Annotated in this window: 17 protein-coding genes; 7 read left to right on the plus strand and 10 right to left on the minus strand. The window is 52.9% G+C overall.

Annotated features, from left to right (window positions below; genetic code table 11):
* Positions 1-398 precede the first annotated feature (398 nt).
* The 3 genes from DT73_RS15175 to fdhD all read right to left on the minus strand — a co-directional run bounded on the left by DT73_RS15175 (position 399) and on the right by fdhD (position 3,094).
* Positions 399-821 carry an N-acetyltransferase gene (locus tag DT73_RS15175; RefSeq protein ID WP_036110941.1) on the minus strand — a complete coding sequence of 141 codons (423 nt, stop codon included), beginning with the start codon at positions 819-821 and terminating at the stop codon, positions 399-401.
* A gap of 526 nt (positions 822-1,347) precedes the next feature.
* A complete protein-coding gene (locus tag DT73_RS15180; protein WP_036110944.1) occupies positions 1,348-2,154 on the minus strand; it encodes a DUF1295 domain-containing protein in 807 nt (268 codons plus the stop codon).
* A 106-nt stretch (positions 2,155-2,260) separates the two neighbouring features.
* Positions 2,261-3,094: a formate dehydrogenase accessory sulfurtransferase FdhD gene (gene fdhD / locus DT73_RS15185; RefSeq protein WP_036110947.1), complete on the minus strand. Its 834-nt coding sequence runs from the start codon at positions 3,092-3,094 to the stop codon at positions 2,261-2,263.
* Positions 3,095-3,257: 163 nt separating this feature from the next.
* Between fdhD and fdnG the strand changes: the two genes are divergently transcribed.
* The 7 genes from fdnG to DT73_RS15225 all read left to right on the plus strand — a co-directional run bounded on the left by fdnG (position 3,258) and on the right by DT73_RS15225 (position 11,908).
* A complete protein-coding gene (gene fdnG, locus DT73_RS15195) occupies positions 3,258-6,305 on the plus strand; it encodes a formate dehydrogenase-N subunit alpha (RefSeq protein WP_146211529.1) in 3,048 nt (1,015 codons plus the stop codon).
* A 12-nt stretch (positions 6,306-6,317) separates the two neighbouring features.
* Entirely contained in the window at positions 6,318-7,235 is a 918-nt protein-coding gene (fdxH, locus tag DT73_RS15200) for a formate dehydrogenase subunit beta (protein WP_036110953.1), read from the plus strand.
* Positions 7,232-7,867, plus strand: a complete 636-nt coding sequence (fdoI, locus tag DT73_RS15205) for a formate dehydrogenase cytochrome b556 subunit (protein ID WP_036110956.1) — start codon at positions 7,232-7,234, stop codon at positions 7,865-7,867. Before fdxH ends, fdoI begins: the two co-directional genes overlap by 4 nt.
* Positions 7,864-8,793 carry a formate dehydrogenase accessory protein FdhE gene (gene fdhE, locus DT73_RS15210; RefSeq protein WP_036110959.1) on the plus strand — a complete coding sequence of 310 codons (930 nt, stop codon included), beginning with the start codon at positions 7,864-7,866 and terminating at the stop codon, positions 8,791-8,793. The genes fdoI and fdhE overlap by 4 nt, the downstream gene beginning before the upstream one ends.
* Before the next feature lie 85 nt (positions 8,794-8,878).
* Positions 8,879-10,237 (plus strand): AAA family ATPase, encoded by a 1,359-nt coding sequence (locus DT73_RS15215; protein WP_051691417.1) that lies wholly within the window; start codon positions 8,879-8,881, stop codon positions 10,235-10,237.
* Entirely contained in the window at positions 10,225-10,998 is a 774-nt protein-coding gene (locus tag DT73_RS25175) for a retron system putative HNH endonuclease (protein WP_051691418.1), read from the plus strand. The genes DT73_RS15215 and DT73_RS25175 overlap by 13 nt, the downstream gene beginning before the upstream one ends.
* A gap of 151 nt (positions 10,999-11,149) precedes the next feature.
* Positions 11,150-11,908 (plus strand): hypothetical protein, encoded by a 759-nt coding sequence (locus tag DT73_RS15225; RefSeq protein ID WP_036110962.1) that lies wholly within the window; start codon positions 11,150-11,152, stop codon positions 11,906-11,908.
* Positions 11,909-11,977: 69 nt separating this feature from the next.
* Here the strand turns inward: DT73_RS15225 and arsC are convergent, their stop codons facing one another.
* From arsC to DT73_RS15260, 7 genes are all read right to left on the minus strand, one after another.
* Positions 11,978-12,403, minus strand: a complete 426-nt coding sequence (gene arsC, locus DT73_RS15230; RefSeq protein ID WP_036110967.1) for a glutaredoxin-dependent arsenate reductase — start codon at positions 12,401-12,403, stop codon at positions 11,978-11,980.
* A gap of 12 nt (positions 12,404-12,415) precedes the next feature.
* On the minus strand, positions 12,416-13,705 hold the full coding sequence (locus DT73_RS15235) for an arsenic transporter (protein ID WP_036110970.1): 1,290 nt from the start codon (positions 13,703-13,705) through the stop codon (positions 12,416-12,418).
* A gap of 112 nt (positions 13,706-13,817) precedes the next feature.
* Entirely contained in the window at positions 13,818-14,168 is a 351-nt protein-coding gene (locus tag DT73_RS15240) for a metalloregulator ArsR/SmtB family transcription factor (protein ID WP_036110973.1), read from the minus strand.
* Between the two features lie 242 nt (positions 14,169-14,410).
* Entirely contained in the window at positions 14,411-14,701 is a 291-nt protein-coding gene (gene ilvN / locus DT73_RS15245; protein ID WP_036110976.1) for an acetolactate synthase small subunit, read from the minus strand.
* 3 nt (positions 14,702-14,704) lie between these two features.
* On the minus strand, positions 14,705-16,393 hold the full coding sequence (gene ilvB, locus DT73_RS15250; protein WP_036110980.1) for an acetolactate synthase large subunit: 1,689 nt from the start codon (positions 16,391-16,393) through the stop codon (positions 14,705-14,707).
* Positions 16,394-16,501: 108 nt separating this feature from the next.
* On the minus strand, positions 16,502-16,603 hold the full coding sequence (gene ivbL / locus DT73_RS26225) for an ilvB operon leader peptide IvbL (RefSeq protein WP_110027050.1): 102 nt from the start codon (positions 16,601-16,603) through the stop codon (positions 16,502-16,504).
* Between the two features lie 170 nt (positions 16,604-16,773).
* Complete coding sequence (locus DT73_RS15260) at positions 16,774-17,688, minus strand: ROK family protein (protein WP_036110983.1); 915 nt, start codon at positions 17,686-17,688, stop codon at positions 16,774-16,776.
* Positions 17,689-17,848 lie beyond the last annotated feature (160 nt).

A 17,848-nucleotide genomic window follows, 5' to 3' on the forward strand; every position in this document is an offset into this window, starting at 1 on the left:
ATCGCAGCAAAAAACATCAAAAAGACAGACCAGACACAGAACTTACAGCCACTCAGCACAACACAAAAAAACAGCTACTCGCAGCGAGTGTTGTGTCGCGTAAGACCGGTGAACCGGAGAAAGGAAGACAAGGTTATTCCGCCCGGACGGCGGAATAAGGCGAACCGAGGCATGGATGCCGAGTCGAGCCGGCCGCAGGCTGACTGCCCGGAGGTGAACGCAGTGCGTAGCACCGGTCGCCCGCGAAAACGGGGATTGCAAAGGGGGCGAGCCCCCTTTAGCCCGTTCACCGGCTGTGAAGCCACATTAACTACATCACTTCCGGTGAACGGAAACAACCACACTGCAAGTGAACGGAATAGTCACCACACTGACACTGCGAAAAGTGAACGGAACACTCACCCAACCAGCGACCTGGTTAAATAATGCCGCTGCTGCCCGGTATGCGGATAATTATCCAGCGACATTTGCAATACAAAACCTTGCTTCTGATAAAAACCGAGCGCCTGAAAACTGAACGTATCCACCAATAAATACCGGCTCCCACGCTCAACTGCTATCTCTTCCACAGCAGCAACTAAACGCCCGCCTAATCCTGTTCCACGCAGCGCCTCTCCCACCCACAAAAATTCAATCGACAACCATTCACCTTGTTGTTTACCACTAATCCCGGCCTGAATAACGCCCTGTTCATCGGTATCAAATACTGCAAAAGGGCGAAACATCTCCGGTTCAACAAACTGAATATTGTAAGAACGTAATCCCCCAGTCAGTTGCGCGATTTGTTGCTCAGTGGGTGTATCGGTTTTTACTAAAGCCATGGGTATTCCTCCTGAATATTTTCCCGAAAAATAAAACGCCTGATAAGTAAATCAAACAAACAAAGCACTCCGCAACATCAGGAAAAAGAAACAGATACATAGATTCATGAATATATGAGAAACAACAGCTGGCACCAGCTCACAGTCCACCTTTCCCGCCTGTAAGCCCCAGCAGAACACAAAGAAAACAGACCACATCCAGAACCCGCAGCTACACCAAACCACACAAGAAAACAGTTACTCACAGCGAGGCCTGTTCGCGTAAGACCGGTGAACCGCAGAAAGGAAGACAAGGTTATTCCGCCCGGATGGCGGAATAAGGCGAACCGAGGCATGGATGCCGAGTCGAGCCGGCCGCAGGCTGACTGCCCGGAGGTGAACGCAGTGCGCAGCACCGGTCGCCAGCGAAAACGGGGATTGCAAAGGGGGCGAGCCCCCTTAGCCCGTTCACGGGCTGTGAAGCCACATTAACCACTCCACTGGAAGTGAACGGAAACAACCACACCAGCCCGAGGGAACGGAACACTCACCCCAAATAAACCCTCAACCGCCGCAACGAATACACCGGAACAAAAGGAAACAACACCGGCACCTGGCTCACCCACACCTGGTACTCAGGGTCATCCCCATAACGCGATCCTTGCTTCAGCTCCAGCCTGCGAGCCGACCCAAGCATAATCAGAAAAATACAAATAAAACCAACCAGAACGACACCCCAGCTCAGCACTGTGTGGTACACCCCCACACCAGCAATCACATTTCCCAACCAGAACAGAATCTCTCCCAAATAGTTCGGGTAACGACACCAGCAGTAAACACCCCGGTGCACAAATTTGTTCGGTGCGCGCTTTTTACTGGCCGATTTCTGCCAGTCTGCTGTTATCTCCAGCCCCAGCCCTGCAGTCATAACCACTACACCAGGCCAAAGTAGCGGCGTATCGCCAGCCAGTAAAACAAACAGTAATGGCGCCGCCATTGCAACATACAACGCACTCACACTAAACCAAATCCCCAGCCTGGCCGGGTTGGTAATATGCGCACTCCGTGCTTTGGAAGCTTCAAGCTCCCGGGCAAAACTGGCTGAACGCTCCCGATAAATAAGGTAACCCGCAAGCCGCAGGCCATACAGGCACAATAAACCCGCCTGCAACCAGGAACCGGTTACTGAAGGCGGTGCCGCCCATGCAAACCACACCGCCAGCGCACTGACAGACGCACCGTAACCAATGCTGATAAACCAGTCTGTCCGCAAAAAGCCCAATGCAGAAATCAATAAACACAGCCCAAAACCAACCGCGAGGTCAGGCCAGGGAAGGTTGAACCATTGCACCATAGTGATATTGCCCCGTATGCAGAAACCCGGCCGGTGGCGGGGTTCTGGCATTATGACAACAACCAAGAAAAGAAAGGATCAGACTGTGGGATAAAAAGGGTCGTAACTACTCCACAGCAACTAACCGTTGCGGGTGGGTATACACCGTAGCACGACCGGGCTTACTGAACCCGACCAGCGTCAGATGACAGCGTTCTGCCACTTCAACGGCCAGTGTGGTTGCTGCAGAAACAGCAAACAAAATCTCCACACCGCACATGGCTGATTTTTGCACCATCTCGTAACTGGCCCGGCTGGACACCAGCACCGCGCCCTGTGGCCAGTGCTCACGGCTGCGGCGCCCCAGCAGTTTATCCAGCGCCACATGGCGGCCCACATCTTCGTGCCCGCCAGCCAGAACGCCATCCGGCATCATCCACGCGGCAACATGAGTACAGCCAGTTAGCTGCCCTACTGGCTGGAACGCTTTCAGCCCACCAAGCCCGGTATCCAGGTGGCGCAGGTCAAAAGTTTGAGTAAAAGGCAACGGGGTAATCGGTTTACCAATATCATTCAATTGCTCTACACCGCACACACCACAGCCAGTGCGCCCGGCCAACGCCCGGCGGCGTTCTTTCAGCCCCATAAAACGGCGGCTGGAAAGCTCAATCTGGACTTCAAGACCATTGCAGGATGGCACAACTTCCATGCCATAAATTTCCTGTGAAGTTTCAATAATCCCTTCCGATAAAGAGAAACCAAGGGCAAATAATTCCAGGTCTTTTGGCGAAGCCATCATCACAACGTGAGAAATGCCGTTGTAAACCAGTGCAACCGGCACTTCTTCTGCCAGCCAGTCAGGTTGCGCATGTGTTAAATCACTGCGTTTCCATAGTGGGATCTGTCTGGCAGATGAGAGCTCTGCCACATTTTCTGTGTATTCAGCCTTTTCTTTTTTCACTTTGTATTAACCGTAATAAAACAGCCTTAGCAACATTATGGTATTCTTTTCAGACTATCCTTGATGGATACAGGGATATTCAGCTATTCGCATAGTGTGAACCTTTGCGGCACACACCGCAAAAAAGAAAATAACCGTGACAATGTCGAACAAGGAGTAAACCATGCAGGTCAGCAGAAGGCAGTTCTTTAAGATCTGCGCTGGCGGTATGGCAGGTACAACAGCTGCGGCACTGGGGTTTGCCCCAGGTGAAGCGTTAGCGGAAACCCGGCAATATAAATTGCTGCGCAGCCGCGAAACCCGCAATACCTGCACATATTGTTCAGTCGGTTGTGGGCTGTTGATGTACAGCCTCGGCGACGGCGCAAAAAATGCAAAATCCTCAATTTTCCATATCGAAGGGGACCCGGATCACCCGGTAAACCGTGGCGCATTGTGCCCGAAAGGTGCTGGTCTGGTGGATTTTATCCACAGTGAAAGCCGCCTGAAATACCCGGAGTACCGCGCACCAGGTTCTGATAAATGGCAGCGTATTTCCTGGTCAGAGGCGTTTGAACGCATCGCCAAACTGATGAAGGAAGACCGCGACGCTAACTTTGTCGCGCAGAATGATCAGGGCACCACAGTAAACCGCTGGCTCACTACCGGCATGCTGTGCGCATCCGCCTCAAGCAATGAATCGGGCTATCTCACCCAAAAATTTTCCCGGTCGCTGGGTATGCTGGCGGTCGATAACCAGGCGCGTGTCTGACACGGACCAACGGTAGCAAGTCTTGCTCCGACGTTTGGTCGTGGTGCCATGACCAACCACTGGGTGGATATCAAGAACGCCGATCTTGTCGTTGTAATGGGTGGCAATGCCGCTGAAGCGCATCCGGTTGGATTCCGCTGGGCGATGGAAGCCAAAATCCGCAACGGCGCGAAGCTGATTGTTGTCGATCCGCGTTTTACCCGTACAGCGTCTGTCGCTGATTTTTACACGCCAATCCGTTCCGGTACTGACATCGCATTCTTGTCAGGCGTATTGCTGTACCTGATTACCAACAACAAAATTAACCGCGAGTATGTCGAAGCCTACACTAACGCCAGCCTGATAGTGCGTGAAGATTTCAGCTTCGAAGATGGTCTGTTCTCAGGCTATGACGAGCAAACCCGCAAATACGATAAAACCACCTGGCATTACGAGCTGGATGACCAGGGCTTTGCGAAACGCGATACCACGTTAAGCCACCCGCGTTGTGTCTGGAACCTGCTGAAAACCCACGTCTCACGCTATACGCCTGAGATGGTGGAAAATATCTGCGGGACACCCAAAGCAGATTTCCTGCAGGTGTGCGAATACCTTGCCGAAACCAGTGCGAAAGACAAAACCACCTCGTTCCTGTATGCCCTGGGCTGGACACAGCACTCCGTAGGCGCACAGAACATCCGCACCATGGCGATGATCCAGTTGTTACTGGGGAATATGGGCATGGCAGGTGGCGGGGTTAACGCCCTGCGCGGGCACTCCAACATTCAGGGGCTGACGGACCTGGGGCTGCTGTCGCAGAGCCTGCCTGGCTACCTCTCGTTGCCGAGTGAAAAACAGACCAGCCTGGAAACTTACCTGCAAGCCAGCACGCCCAAACCCACGCTGCCCGGCCAGGTAAACTACTGGGGCAACTACCCGAAATTCTTTGTCTCCATGATGAAGGCTTTCTTCGGGGAACACGCCACTAAAGAAAACAGTTGGGGATTCGACTGGCTGCCCAAATGGGACAAGATGTACGACGTGTTGCAGTATTTCGAGATGATGCATCAGGGGAAAGTGAATGGCTACATTTGCCAGGGCTTTAACCCGGTGGCGTCGTTCCCGAATAAAAACAAAGTCGTGGCATCGCTGTCGAAGCTGAAATACCTGATAACTATCGACCCACTGAACACCGAAACCTCGACGTTCTGGCAAAACCACGGCGAGTCGAATGATGTGGACCCGTCCACTATTCAGACCGAAGTGTTCCGCCTGCCCTCTACCTGCTTTGCAGAAGAGAATGGATCTATCGTCAACTCTGGCCGCTGGCTGCAGTGGCACTGGAAAGGTGCAGATGCCCCAGGGGAAGCGCTGAATGATGGCGAAATCCTTGCCGGTATTTACCTGCGTCTGCGCGAAATGTACGCCAGTGAAGGCGGCACGGTGCCTGAGCCAGTGCTGAACATGAGCTGGAATTACCTCACGCCACAAGCGCCAGATACCGAAGAAGTGGCACGGGAAAGCAACGGTAAAGCTCTGGCGGATATCCTGGACGATAAAGGCAATGTGCTGGTGAAAAAAGGCCAGCAATTGTCCACCTTCGCCCACCTGCGTGATGACGGCACCACCTCAAGTGGCTGCTGGATTTTCGCCGGTAGCTGGACACCAGAAGGTAACCAGATGGCGCGCCGTGATAACGCCGACCCTTCCGGGCTGGGGAATACCCTGGGCTGGGCATGGGCCTGGCCGCTTAACCGCCGCATTCTCTACAACCGTGCGTCTGCAGACCCACAGGGCAACCCGTGGGATCCAAAACGCCAGTTGTTGAAATGGGACGGAGCCAAATGGGGTGGCGTGGATGTTGCGGATTACAGCACTGCAGCACCTGGCAGTGGTGTCGGGCCGTTCATCATGCAGCCGGAAGGCATGGGCCGCCTGTTCGCCATCGACAAAATGGCAGAAGGGCCGTTCCCGGAACACTATGAACCGTTTGAAACGCCAATTGGCACCAACCCGTTACACCCGAATGTGGTCTCCAACCCGGCGGCACGCCTGTTTAACGACGACCGTGACGCCATGGGGAAAGCCGACAAATTCCCGTATGTCGGCACTACATATCGCCTGACGGAACACTTCCACTACTGGACCAAGCACGCCCTGCTTAACGCTATCGCGCAGCCAGAACAGTTTGTGGAAATTGGTGAAAAACTGGCGAACAAACTGGGAATTGCGCATGGCGATACAGTGAAAGTCTCCTCTAACCGTGGCTATATCAAAGCCAAAGCGGTGGTGACCAAGCGTATTCGCACCCTGAAAGTGGATGGCAAAGACATCGACACCATCGGTGTGCCGATTCACTGGGGCTATGAAGGTGTGGCGCGTAAAGGCTTTATCGCCAATACGCTGACACCGTTCGTGGGCGATGCCAATACCCAAACGCCAGAGTTCAAAACCTTCCTGGTCAACGTGGAAAAAGTGTAACGGAGACGATTTATGGCTTATCAATCGCAAGACATCATTCGTCGTTCCGCAACCAACGGTGTTACCCCCGCGCCACAAGCGCGGGACCACCAGCAGGAAGTGGCGAAGCTTATTGATGTCACCACCTGTATTGGCTGTAAAGCCTGCCAGGTGGCGTGTTCTGAATGGAATGACATCCGGGATGAAATCGGTCACAACGTCGGGGTGTACGACAACCCCGCAGATTTGACTGCCAAATCCTGGACGGTGATGCGTTTTTCCGAAGTGGAGCAGAACGACAAACTGGAGTGGTTAATCCGCAAAGATGGCTGTATGCACTGTGCCGACCCGGGCTGCCTGAAAGCCTGCCCATCGGAAGGTGCTATTATTCAGTATGCCAACGGCATTGTGGATTTTCAGTCTGAGCAGTGTATTGGCTGTGGTTACTGCATTGCCGGTTGCCCGTTCGATGTCCCGCGTATGAACCCGGACGACAACCGGGTTTACAAATGCACTCTGTGTGTGGACCGGGTTACTGTCGGCCAGGAACCCGCTTGTGTGAAAACCTGCCCGACCGGTGCCATCCATTTTGGCTCCAAAGAAGACATGAAAAACGTTGCCAGCGAGCGTATCAGCGAGCTGAAAACCCGTGGGTTCGATAACGCCGGGTTATATGACCCACAAGGCGTTGGCGGTACTCACGTCATGTATGTGTTACACCATGCCGACAAACCAGGCCTGTATCACGGCTTGCCGGAAAACCCGTCCATCAGCCCGACAGTGAAATTCTGGAAAGGGGTATGGAAACCACTGGCCGCTATCGGCTTTGCGGCAACCTTCGCCGCCAGCATTTTCCACTATGTGGGTGTTGGTCCGAACCGGGCCGATGACCAGGATGATGGCGAGGACGATGACCGAGACCAGGGTAACCATAACGGGGGCCGCCAATGAAAAAGTCCGACAAAATAGTGCGCTACACCGCACCAGAGCGCATTAACCACTGGATAACCGCGTTCTGTTTTTTGCTGGCGGCAGTCAGTGGGCTGGGGTTCTTCTTCCCTTCCTTTAACTGGCTGATGAACATTTTTGGTACGCCGCAACTGGCCCGTATTCTCCACCCCTTCGCCGGGGTGGTGATGTTCGCGTCGTTTATCATCATGTTCTTCCGTTACTGGCACCATAACCTGATTAATCGCGACGATATTTTGTGGGCGAAAAACATCCATAAAATTGCGAGAAATGAGGAAGTTGGCGATACCGGGCGGTATAACTTCGGCCAGAAATGTGTGTTCTGGGCGGCGATTATTTGCCTGCTCCTGTTGCTGGCAAGTGGCGTGGTTATCTGGCGGCCTTATTTTGCCAGTGCCTTCCCGATTCCGCTCATTCGTGCCGCATTACTGGTACATTCATTTGCGGCAGTGGCCCTGATTGTGGTTATCATGGTGCATATCTACGCGGCGCTGTGGGTGAAAGGGACGATTACCGCCATGGTGGAAGGCTGGGTTTCCAGCGCCTGGGCGAAAAAACACCACCCCCGCTGGTTCCGCGAACTACGCCAGAAACAGGAAAAATCAACTGAATGAGTATTCGCATTATTCCGCAAGATCAGTTGGAGAAGAGCGAAAAACGCACGGCGGATATGATTCCGCCGTTATTATTCCCCAGACTCAAGAATCTTTATAACCGCCGGGCTGAGCGCCTGCGTGAGCTGGCAGAGAGTAACCCACTGGGTGATTACCTGCGTTTTGCAGCGCTGATAGCCCATGCCCAGGAAGTGGTGCTGTACGACCACCCACTGCAACTGGACCTCACCAACCTGATTGCCAGTGCGGCCGAAAGTGGTAAACCACCGCTGGATATTCACACCCTGCCGCGTGATAAACACTGGCATAAACTCCTGCATTCACTGATTGCTGAGCTGAAGCCGGAAATGAGCGGCCCGGCACTGGCCGTGATTGAAAACCTGGAGAAGGCGTCTGAGCAGGAACTGGAGAGCATGGCAACCAGCCTGTTTGCCAGTGATTTTGTGGCAGTCAGCAGCGATAAAGCACCTTTTATCTGGGGCGCATTGTCACTGTACTGGGCACAAATGGCCGCGTTAATTCCGGGTAAAGCCCGCGCTGAATATGGCGAACATCGCCAGTTCTGCCCGGTCTGTGGCAGCATGCCAGTCTCCAGCATGGTGCATATTGGTAGCAATAGTGGCCTGCGTTACCTGCACTGCAACCTGTGCGAAACCGAGTGGCATATGGTGCGGGTAAAATGCAGCAACTGCGAACAGACCCGCGATTTGCATTACTGGTCGCTGGACAGCGAGCAGGCCGCCATTAAAGCAGAAAGCTGTGGCGACTGCGGCACCTACCTGAAGGTGCTCTACCAGGAAAAAGACCCGAACGTCGAAGCCGTTGCCGATGACCTGGCCTCCCTGGTGCTGGATGCCCGCATGGAGCAGGAAGGCTTTGCCCGCAGCAGCATCAACCCGTTCCTGTTCCCGGGGGAAGGGGAATAACCATCCTGAAACGTTTGCTGGCAGAATACGGCAAGCGTTTCAAACAATCACATTGTGCAACCTTCAGGGCTGTGGGTCATCTATCATGAAATTGAAACAACTCTTTCTGAAAAATTTCAGAGGGTTCCGGCAATTTGAATGCGAATTTGGTCCGGGAATAAATGTCCTTGTCGGTTTAAACGGCCAGGGGAAAACCTCTATTCTTGATGCTATCTCAATTGCCTATGGTCAATTTTTCACGGCACTGGGAACGGGGATTGATCGTGGCGTTCATGACAACGAAATTCACCTGGCTAAGCATATTCTGGAAGATGCTGATGATACCTTCACGATGGAATACCAATTCCCGGTAACTATTAGCTGCACAACCTGGCAGGGTGGTCCGGGCGAATTTCCTGAGAGCTGGAGCAGGGTGCGAAATACGCTTAAAGGCCGAACCACCCAAGTTAAAAGCCTGAAGGATTTTGCTAAAAAACTACAGAAAGATGTGCAGGATAATAAGCCAGCAGAATTACCTTTATTCGGTTATTACGGTACTGGCCGTTTATGGAAACAGAAAAAGCTCTCTTCAGTAAAAGTTGCTTCACTGAGTAAATCCAGCCGGTTCGAAGGGTATCGCGATTGTATGGACCCAGAATCCAGCTACTCTGCATTTGCCGTCTGGTTGCGTGATGAAACAATTGCTGAACTGGAGCGCAAAATGAAAATCCTTGAAGAGTCGGGGTTATCTGATGCATTAGTTTCAGGCAATACATTACGTAGCCGCCTGCTCAGAGCAATCACAACGGCGGTTAATACCGTACTACAGCCATCAGGCTGGTCCAATATTCGTTATAGCGCGACAGCGAAAGAAATTATCGCCAGCCATCCTGAACAAGGTAATGTTCCGGTTTCCATGCTCAGTGATGGTGTCCGTAATATGGTGGGTATGGTCGCCGATATTGCCTACCGTTGTGTTCGCCTCAACAGCCATCTTCAGGAAAATGCCGTAGTAAAAACGCAGGGAATGGTACTGGTTGATGAAGTTGATATGCATCTTCACCCTCAGTGGCAACAGCTTGTATTACAAAATCTTGGAGCAGCATTTCCCGGCTTGCAATTTATTGTTACCACTCACAGTCCCCAGGTATTGACCACAGTAAGAAAAGAGCAAATTTTAATTTTGGGCCAGCACACCGCTCATAAACCAATTGGTAATACTTTTGGTGAACAAAGCCATTATGTTCTGACCCAGGTTTTGGGCGTGGATACCCGCCCTCCGCTTAATCACAGCGATATGCTCAAAGAGTACTTCGTCATGATTGAATCAGGAATGGGAAAAAGCGCACAGGCGCTGGCGCTAAGAGCCCAACTTCAGGAGATGATGGGAGAACATCATTCTGACCTCGCAGCCGCAGACAGGGCGATTCAGCGTAAGGAGTTCTTAGGGAAATGCGCAGAATAAAAAAACAAGTGCGCGGCAACGCCAACCTGGCGGCGGCACAAGCCAATAATGGTATTCCGGCAACACACGATGCGGCGAGGCGTGCCTGGAAAAACTTCAGAGACAACCGTAATACGCTGTTTCACCAACTTCTGGTCGAGCAATTTGGTTTGTGTTGTTATACAGAACTTAATTTAGCGGATATACAAAACACCCATGGTATTGGCTCTCATTTCGAACATGAACAACCCAAAAGCCTCTTTCCTGCTCGCACGTTCGATGAGTTAAATCTGCTGCGTAGCGCCCTTTCAGATCAGGATTTAAAAACCTATACCGGTTCAGCCAGATTTGCCGGGCACCATAAAGGCAGTCTCTATAACCCAAATTTATTTATTTCCCCGCAGTCAGCAAACTGCCGTGATTATTTTGTCTATTTACCACTGGATGGAAGTATTCAGCCTAAAAGTGGGTTATCTGCGGCAGACGCCGCTAAAGCTGATTACACCATCACCTTGCTGAACCTGAATGCGCCCTTTCTCATTGCAGAGCGGCGACGCTGGCTCAAAGAAATCGAAGATGAAATAACCCGGCTCATTAACGACAATGCCGTGGAAGCTGTCCGCCATTTGGCAGAATGCGAATTAACGCTCACACCGCGTAAACACCCCCAGTTAATTCAGCCTGCATTTGCACAACTTCGGGCATTTCATTCAGCCACCCGGGCATTATTCGGCTCTCTGGGTGAACAAGTTATACAACAACATTGTGCCCATATTGATTAATACCTGTGGGAGCGGAATTTCCCTGAATGACTGGCTGAATACTGCGTAAATATTGCAACAGTGTCATTGTTTATTTAGTTACCGTTTAACTCACCGGGCGGATTATCAGAAACCGCCCCATGGAGGGGAGTAATGTACAAGGAGTTTCCCGGTGAGAACAATAACCAACCTGCTGTTATTAGCTTGTGCCCACCCCGCACTGGCGGCACTGTCTTCTCCAGTCATCGAGCCTCTCGCCCTGGAAAAGTTGCCTGCCAGCAATGAACACTTTGCCGCCATTTGCCCGGCCATCTTTGATGACTGTGGCCCGGAAAGCCCGTTAATCTTGTGGCGTAAAGCGCATGACAACAGCCTGTTCTATGCTGTTACCCCGCAGTTTGAAGTGAAAAAAATCAGAAGTGTTGCGGGTGGTTTTCAACAAGAAACCAGTTGGTCTCTTGCCCAGTATCGCCACAGCAATACCGATGACGCATACCAGCATGACGGGCTGACCAAAGGCGGCCTGACACTGTTCCCGGCCATTTACCCGGTCAGTAAAACACAACAGGCGATTGCCCTGATTCACAACTGGTCTTCTGCTTATGCCAGTGGCGAGCGGGAAGAAAATTATGCGGATTTTATTGTTCTGGAAGCAGACGGCACCTGGCGCACCGCTTTTAGTAACCTGCCATTTTCCTCTGCAGAAAAAATAAAGGCCTGTTTTACTGAACGCGATTTTGCGCGCCACACCCATTGCCACGATGAAAAATGGCGCACACTGAAGGTGACGATGCAGGACACAGGCGCAGAATATTACACCTGGTCTTTCACCATGAAAACATTCCACTGGCCTTCATTTACTGCGAAATCAGATATCCGGATAGATACCTGGTCTTACAGCAAAGTACCCTTTACAGACCAGGCAGGCTGAAAAATGGGGCAATGGCGCTGGCAGTAACCAGAACACCATTGCCCCTTATTTTTTACTTAAACTTAGGCTTTACTTCAACCGCTTACCGGTGTTGTCCACCACCTGCTCGCCATCTTCCTTGGCAAACGCGCCTTTTTGCTCACCTGGCAGAATATCCAGCACGACTTCAGATGGCCGGCACAACCGGGTTCCCAGTGGGGTCACAACTATCGGGCGGTTAATCAGAATGGGGTGCTGCAACATAAAATCAATCAACTGGCCGTCGGAGAACTTACCTTCTTCCAGCCCAAGCTCGGTAAATGGCTCAACGTTTTTACGCAGCAGCGCCCACACGGAAATGCCCATATCGGCAACCAGTTTCACCAGTTCATCCCGCGCAGGCGGGGTTTCAAGGTAAAGGATAACTTCAGGCTCTGCGCCGCTGTTACGGATCATCTCCAGCGTGTTGCGTGAAGTACCGCAATTAGGGTTGTGGTAAATGGTGATGTTGCTCATAGCAGTATCTCATTACAAAGTGAAAGAAAGGCGCAGCACCAGTGCTGCCAGCGTCACAAACAGGACAGGCAGGGTCATGATAATGCCGGTGCGGAAGTAACCACCCCATGTTATCCGCATGTTCTTTTGAGAAAGCACATGCAACCAAAGCAGTGTTGCCAGGCTACCAATTGGGGTGATTTTCGGCCCCAAATCGCAGCCAATCACATTGGCATACACCATTGCTTCTTTGATAACACCCGTGGCTGTGCTGCCATCAATCGACAGCGCGCCAACCAGTACAGTGGGCATATTATTCATAATGGAAGACAGAAACGCAGTCAGGAACCCGGTGCCTAATGTTGCCGCCCACAGGCCCTGCCCGGTGAGCCAGTCCAGAATGCCAGACAAGTAGTTGGTCAGCCCGGCGTTGCGCAGGCCATACACCACCAGGTACATCCCTAACGAAAAAATCACTATCTGCCAGGGCGCACCACGCAGCACTTTACCGGTGTTAATGCCATGGCCCCGTTTCGCAACCGCAAATAATACCAGCGCGCCCACCGCAGAAATGGCGCTCACCGGAATACCCATTGGCTCCAGGACAAAAAAGCCCAGCAGCAACAGCACCAGCACCACCCAGCCCGTCTTAAACGTGGCTTTATCTTTAATAGCCAGCGCCGGGTCTTTCAGGCGGGCAAGATCATATTCAGGTGGGATTTCTTTGCGGAAAAACCAGTGCAGCATCACCAGGGTAGCAAGGATAGCCGCAATATCTACGGGCACCATCACTGAGGCGTATTCATTGAACCCCAGGCGGAAGAAGTCAGCAGAAACAATATTCACCAGGTTGGAAACCACCAGCGGCAGGCTGGCGGTGTCGGCAATAAAACCCGCCGCCATCACAAAGGCCAGGGTGGCACCTTTGCTGAACCCCAGCGCCAGCAGCATGGCAATGACGATAGGCGTTAAAATCAGGGCAGCGCCATCGTTGGCAAACAACGCAGATACTGCTGCGCCCAACAGAATGATACAGGTAAATAACAGCCGCCCACGGCCATTGCCCCATCGAGCCACATGCAACGCGGCCCATTCAAAAAAGCCGGATTCATCCAGCAACAGGCTGATAATAATAATGGCGATAAAAGTCGCCGTTGCGTTCCAGACGATATGCCACACCACAGGAATATCACTGAGCTGCACCACACCCGTTACCAGCGCGAGTATTGCGCCAAGCATAGCGCTCCAGCCAATACCCAGCCCTTTCGGCTGCCAGATAACCAATACAATAGTCAGGATGAAAATAGCCCCGGCCAGCAACATAACCCCTCCAGGCAGAACAGCAAAGCTGCTCTGAGTAACCATAAAAAATGAGCCAGCACCCAATGCCGCCCAACTTATTACATCTGTTTTTTCGAATATGAAAAGTTAATACCTAACACACTGGCGCACCACAGCCTGCACTGCTTTCCACCCGTTGAACCCGGGTTAAGTCCTGAATAGCCTCCTGCTCACTTAACCAGGCCTGTTCAATCACTTGTGCGGCCCACGCAGGTATTTGCGGCGACAGGCGGTAATGCACCCATTTCCCCTGCTTGCGGCCCAGTAGCAGCCCGCTTTCCCGTAACATCCCCAGATGGCGGGAAATCTTTGGCTGCGACTGGTTCAGCAGGCTACAAAGGTTGCACACACAAACTTCGCCCATCTCTCTGAGCAACAGAATAATGTTCAGACGGGTTTCATCAGACAGATACTTGAATAATGCCAGCGGGGTAAGTTGTGCCATGCGGGTTCTCCTGTAACTGCCAGGCAGTGTCGCGCTTCATCTTTAAAAAGTCAAAAACATATTCGATTTTTCATATATGAAAGTTTATAAAAACACGAATGAGTACCAGGCATACAACAGGGGAAAGGCGCAATACGGCTGGCGCAGTAAATTGACCGGCGGGAAGAGCTGCGGGTATCACGCATAAAGCCAACGGCCGGAAGCGAACCTCCCGGCCGGGTGCCTGAACAGGCGGGAAGGTGTTACTGGAAAAACAGCCCCAGCTTATTAAACACGCCAGGGTCCGCTTCATGGCGGGTAACCTGTACTACATCTTCCAGTTTGTCTATCTGGCTAATCATTTGCTCAAGGCGCTGGTCATCCAGCACCTGCAACCAGATACGGCTCTGTTCGCCATTTTCCAGTGGCAGACACAAAATCCCTTCAACGTTAAATGCCCGGCGGGCAAACAACCCACATACATGGGACATCACGCCCGGGTGGTTATGCACGGTTAGTTCCAGGATAACGGCTTCACAATGTTGTTGTTGCATGGCTTATTCCCCCACCATTTCAGTATTGGCCGCACCTGGCGGTACCATCGGATACACTTTTTCATTCGGGTCGATGCTGGCATGAATCAGGCACGGCCCCGGGCGGGATATTGCCTCGCGCAGTGCAGCCTGCGGGTCAGGCGCTGCATTTAAATCGCAGGTTGCCAGGCCAAACCCGGCGGCAATCGGCATGAATTGCGTCATGCCAGGATAGGTACAGGCATAAACATTCTGGTTATAGAACAGGGTTTGCTGCTGATGCACCAGGCCCAGCGCATGGTTGTTCATCAGTACAATTTTCACATTCAGGCCATTTTCAGCAAGCGTTGCCATTTCCTGAATATTCATCATCAGGCTGCCATCGCCGGTAAAACAAATCACCGTACGCTCTGGTTCCGCCAATGCTGCGCCAATCGCCGCTGGCAGGCCAAAGCCCATTGTGCCCAGGCCGCCGGAAGTCAGCCACTGGCGCGGGCGGTTCAGCGGGTAAGCCTGCGCCACCCACATTTGGTGCTGCCCCACATCGGTGGTGATCACCGCGTTGTCATCCACACACTGTGCAACCGCATTGATCAGGCCATAATGGGATAATGGGTCTTCACTGCTGAAGTGGGTGGGAAACTCGCGCTGTAAATCATTCACCAGCGTGCGCCACTCTGTGCGGGGTTGTGGCATCACCTGGGGCAGTAACTGCGCCAGTACCTCACTGACATCGCCCTGAATGGCGACATGGGCCTGTTTGATTTTCCCCAGTTCCGCCCGGTCGATATCCACATGAATAATTTTGGCATTGGGGCAAAACTCTGCCGTTTTACCAATGGCTCGGTCGTCAAAACGAGCCCCCATCACCACCAGTAAGTCTGCTTCCTGCAGAATATAGTTAGTGCTTCTTGCGCCATGCATCCCCAGCATGCCCAGTGATAACGGGTGGTGAGAAGGCAGCGTGCCCAGTGCCATTAATGTCATGGTGGTTGGCAGGTTGGCAGTTTCCGCCAGCTGGCGCGCCTGCTCAGCAGCCCCAATGGCGCCCCCGCCCAGGTAGAGTACCGGGCGCTTTGCCTGGTTAATCATCGCCGCCGCTTCACTTACTGCCTGGGAGGAAAATGCCGGAGCCCCCTGGCGCTCGCCGGGTTCAGGCAGGCAATCAAGGTCGATTTCCGCCGTCTGAATATCTTTCGGGATATCCACCCACACCGGGCCCGGGCGGCCAGACTGAGCAATACGGAACGCGTCACTGATAACCTGCGGCAATTCGCTGATATGGCGCACCAGGTAGTTATGTTTGGTAATGGGAATGGAGATGCCGTAAGTGTCCACCTCCTGGAACGCATCGGTGCCAATCATGGCAGACGGCACCTGGCCTGTGATACACACCAGCGGAATTGAATCCAGCCGCGCATCGGCAATGGCTGTCACCAGGTTAGTCGCGCCCGGCCCGCTACAGGCCATACACACTGCGGGTTTTCCCTGGGTTCGCGCCATCCCCTGGGCGATAAAACCAGCGCCCTGCTCGTGGCGTGCCAGAATATGGCGAATTTGTTTGCTTTCACTTAATGCGTCATACAGCGGTAACACGGTACCGCCAGGAATGCCGGTAACCTGGGTTATCCCCTGCCGTTCCAGTAAGTGAACAATTAACTGCGCGCCTGTCATGCGCTGAGGTTGCGATGTGCTGCTGCCCGTTGTTGCCATGCTCCAGTATCCTTTTTTCTTCTGGGCCAGCGTTGTTGGGCGAGTAGGAAGTAAAAACCCCGCCCGGTTTGCGCCGGCGGGGTTTGGAATCGTGCGTTGATTCAGACCCTACGGCGCTTTGCCGACGACCACCACCACACGCACGACGACCACTACCGCGGCGGTTAGCGCGGTAAGTAGTAGAGCCTGTGCATTGCGGATTGCAGTCATTTGGGGCCTGTGTTGTGTTATTTTTACGTTAAAAAATATACAAACACAGCTGGCGAGTTTAAACAACGATTTTTTTGGCAATAACAGGAAATTGTTGCCACGGTCACGTTTCATTGTGCCGCCTGTCACAACCGTTGCAGCCATGCTGCTGCGGTTTGCAGCACTGGTGGTTACCGGCTCCTCTGTTCAGCACCCAGCCATGCTGCACCACGCATTCCGCTGCTCGCCCCGTGCTGTGCAGTAACAATCGGGGTTTGGAAGTGGTCGGTAAATACCCGGGGAGCAACCTGTTGCGCTACACCTTCCAGCAACAATGGGGATTGCGATAACCCGCCACCCAACACAATCACTGCCGGGTCCACCACATTAATGACTGTTGCCAGCAGGCGGGCGAGCTGGCTGCGGAAACGGGCAACCTGCTGCAGAGCGGCTGCGTCACCCGCCTGGGCACGGCTTATCACCTGCTCACCACAAACCTCTTCCCCGGCCAGCAAGTGGTACCCGCGCGCCAGGCCTGTACCCGAAACAAAACTTTCGGCACAGTTTTCCTGCCCACAATAGCAACGCACAGCCGGGCCATCATTCTCTGGCAGATACCCGGGCAAAGGAATATGGCCACACTCCGCCGCCGAGCCATACCCGCCAATAATCAGTTGGTTATTAATCACCAGGCCACCGCCGCAGCCAGTGCCTAATGTCATACCGAACACACTGCTGTACCCCGCACCGGCACCATCTCTGGCTTCCGAGAGCGCAAAGCAGTTAGCGTCGTTCGCCAGGGTAACAGGTTGCCCAAGGCGCGCAGCCAAATCCTGCGCCAGCGGTTGCCCGTTCAGCACCAAAATATTGGCGTTGCGAATGCGCCCGGAAACCGGCGACACACTGCCCGGCAACGCAATCCCCAGTGAAAAGGGTTCCGCAAGCTGCTGGCGCAGGGTATTTACCAACTGGCTGACGCTTTCCAGAAACTGCTCATAGCTGTTTTTTTGCGTGGGTTGCCGCCACCGCCCACACTCCCGGCCCGTGCTGTCCAGCACCACCGCGGCGATTTTCGTGCCACCAATATCCAGCCCAGCCTGTAACACGGTACACCTCCCTTCAGGCAAAACGGCGTGCAACACGCACGCCACAGATTGATGAAAAAGAAGGAAAAAGCGTGGTTTTTCCTTCTTTTTAGTTAGCAGCCGAAAATCAATAAATTGATTTTCCTGGTTTTTTATTGGGTGACATCCTCTCGTTCTGTGC

This window comes from Mangrovibacter sp. MFB070 (assembly GCF_000705335.1).
Lineage (GTDB): Bacteria > Pseudomonadota > Gammaproteobacteria > Enterobacterales > Enterobacteriaceae > Mangrovibacter > Mangrovibacter plantisponsor.

What these genes read in the sequence shown, in the direction of transcription:
- DT73_RS15240 (WP_036110973.1), bottom strand. Translation starts at nt 14,168, where the DNA reads ATGGCACAACTTACCCCGCTGGCATTATTCAAGTATCTGTCTGATGAA.
- ilvB (WP_036110980.1), bottom strand. Translation starts at nt 16,393, where the DNA reads ATGGCAACAACGGGCAGCAGCACATCGCAACCTCAGCGCATGACAGGC.
- fdhE (WP_036110959.1), top strand. Translation starts at nt 7,864, where the DNA reads ATGAGTATTCGCATTATTCCGCAAGATCAGTTGGAGAAGAGCGAAAAA.
- DT73_RS25175 (WP_051691418.1), top strand. Translation starts at nt 10,225, where the DNA reads ATGCGCAGAATAAAAAAACAAGTGCGCGGCAACGCCAACCTGGCGGCG.
- fdoI (WP_036110956.1), top strand. Translation starts at nt 7,232, where the DNA reads ATGAAAAAGTCCGACAAAATAGTGCGCTACACCGCACCAGAGCGCATT.
- DT73_RS15175 (WP_036110941.1), bottom strand. Translation starts at nt 821, where the DNA reads ATGGCTTTAGTAAAAACCGATACACCCACTGAGCAACAAATCGCGCAA.
- arsC (WP_036110967.1), bottom strand. Translation starts at nt 12,403, where the DNA reads ATGAGCAACATCACCATTTACCACAACCCTAATTGCGGTACTTCACGC.
- DT73_RS15235 (WP_036110970.1), bottom strand. Translation starts at nt 13,705, where the DNA reads ATGTTGCTGGCCGGGGCTATTTTCATCCTGACTATTGTATTGGTTATC.
- DT73_RS15215 (WP_051691417.1), top strand. Translation starts at nt 8,879, where the DNA reads ATGAAATTGAAACAACTCTTTCTGAAAAATTTCAGAGGGTTCCGGCAA.
- DT73_RS15180 (WP_036110944.1), bottom strand. Translation starts at nt 2,154, where the DNA reads ATGGTGCAATGGTTCAACCTTCCCTGGCCTGACCTCGCGGTTGGTTTT.
- fdxH (WP_036110953.1), top strand. Translation starts at nt 6,318, where the DNA reads ATGGCTTATCAATCGCAAGACATCATTCGTCGTTCCGCAACCAACGGT.
- ilvN (WP_036110976.1), bottom strand. Translation starts at nt 14,701, where the DNA reads ATGCAACAACAACATTGTGAAGCCGTTATCCTGGAACTAACCGTGCAT.
- ivbL (WP_110027050.1), bottom strand. Translation starts at nt 16,603, where the DNA reads ATGACTGCAATCCGCAATGCACAGGCTCTACTACTTACCGCGCTAACC.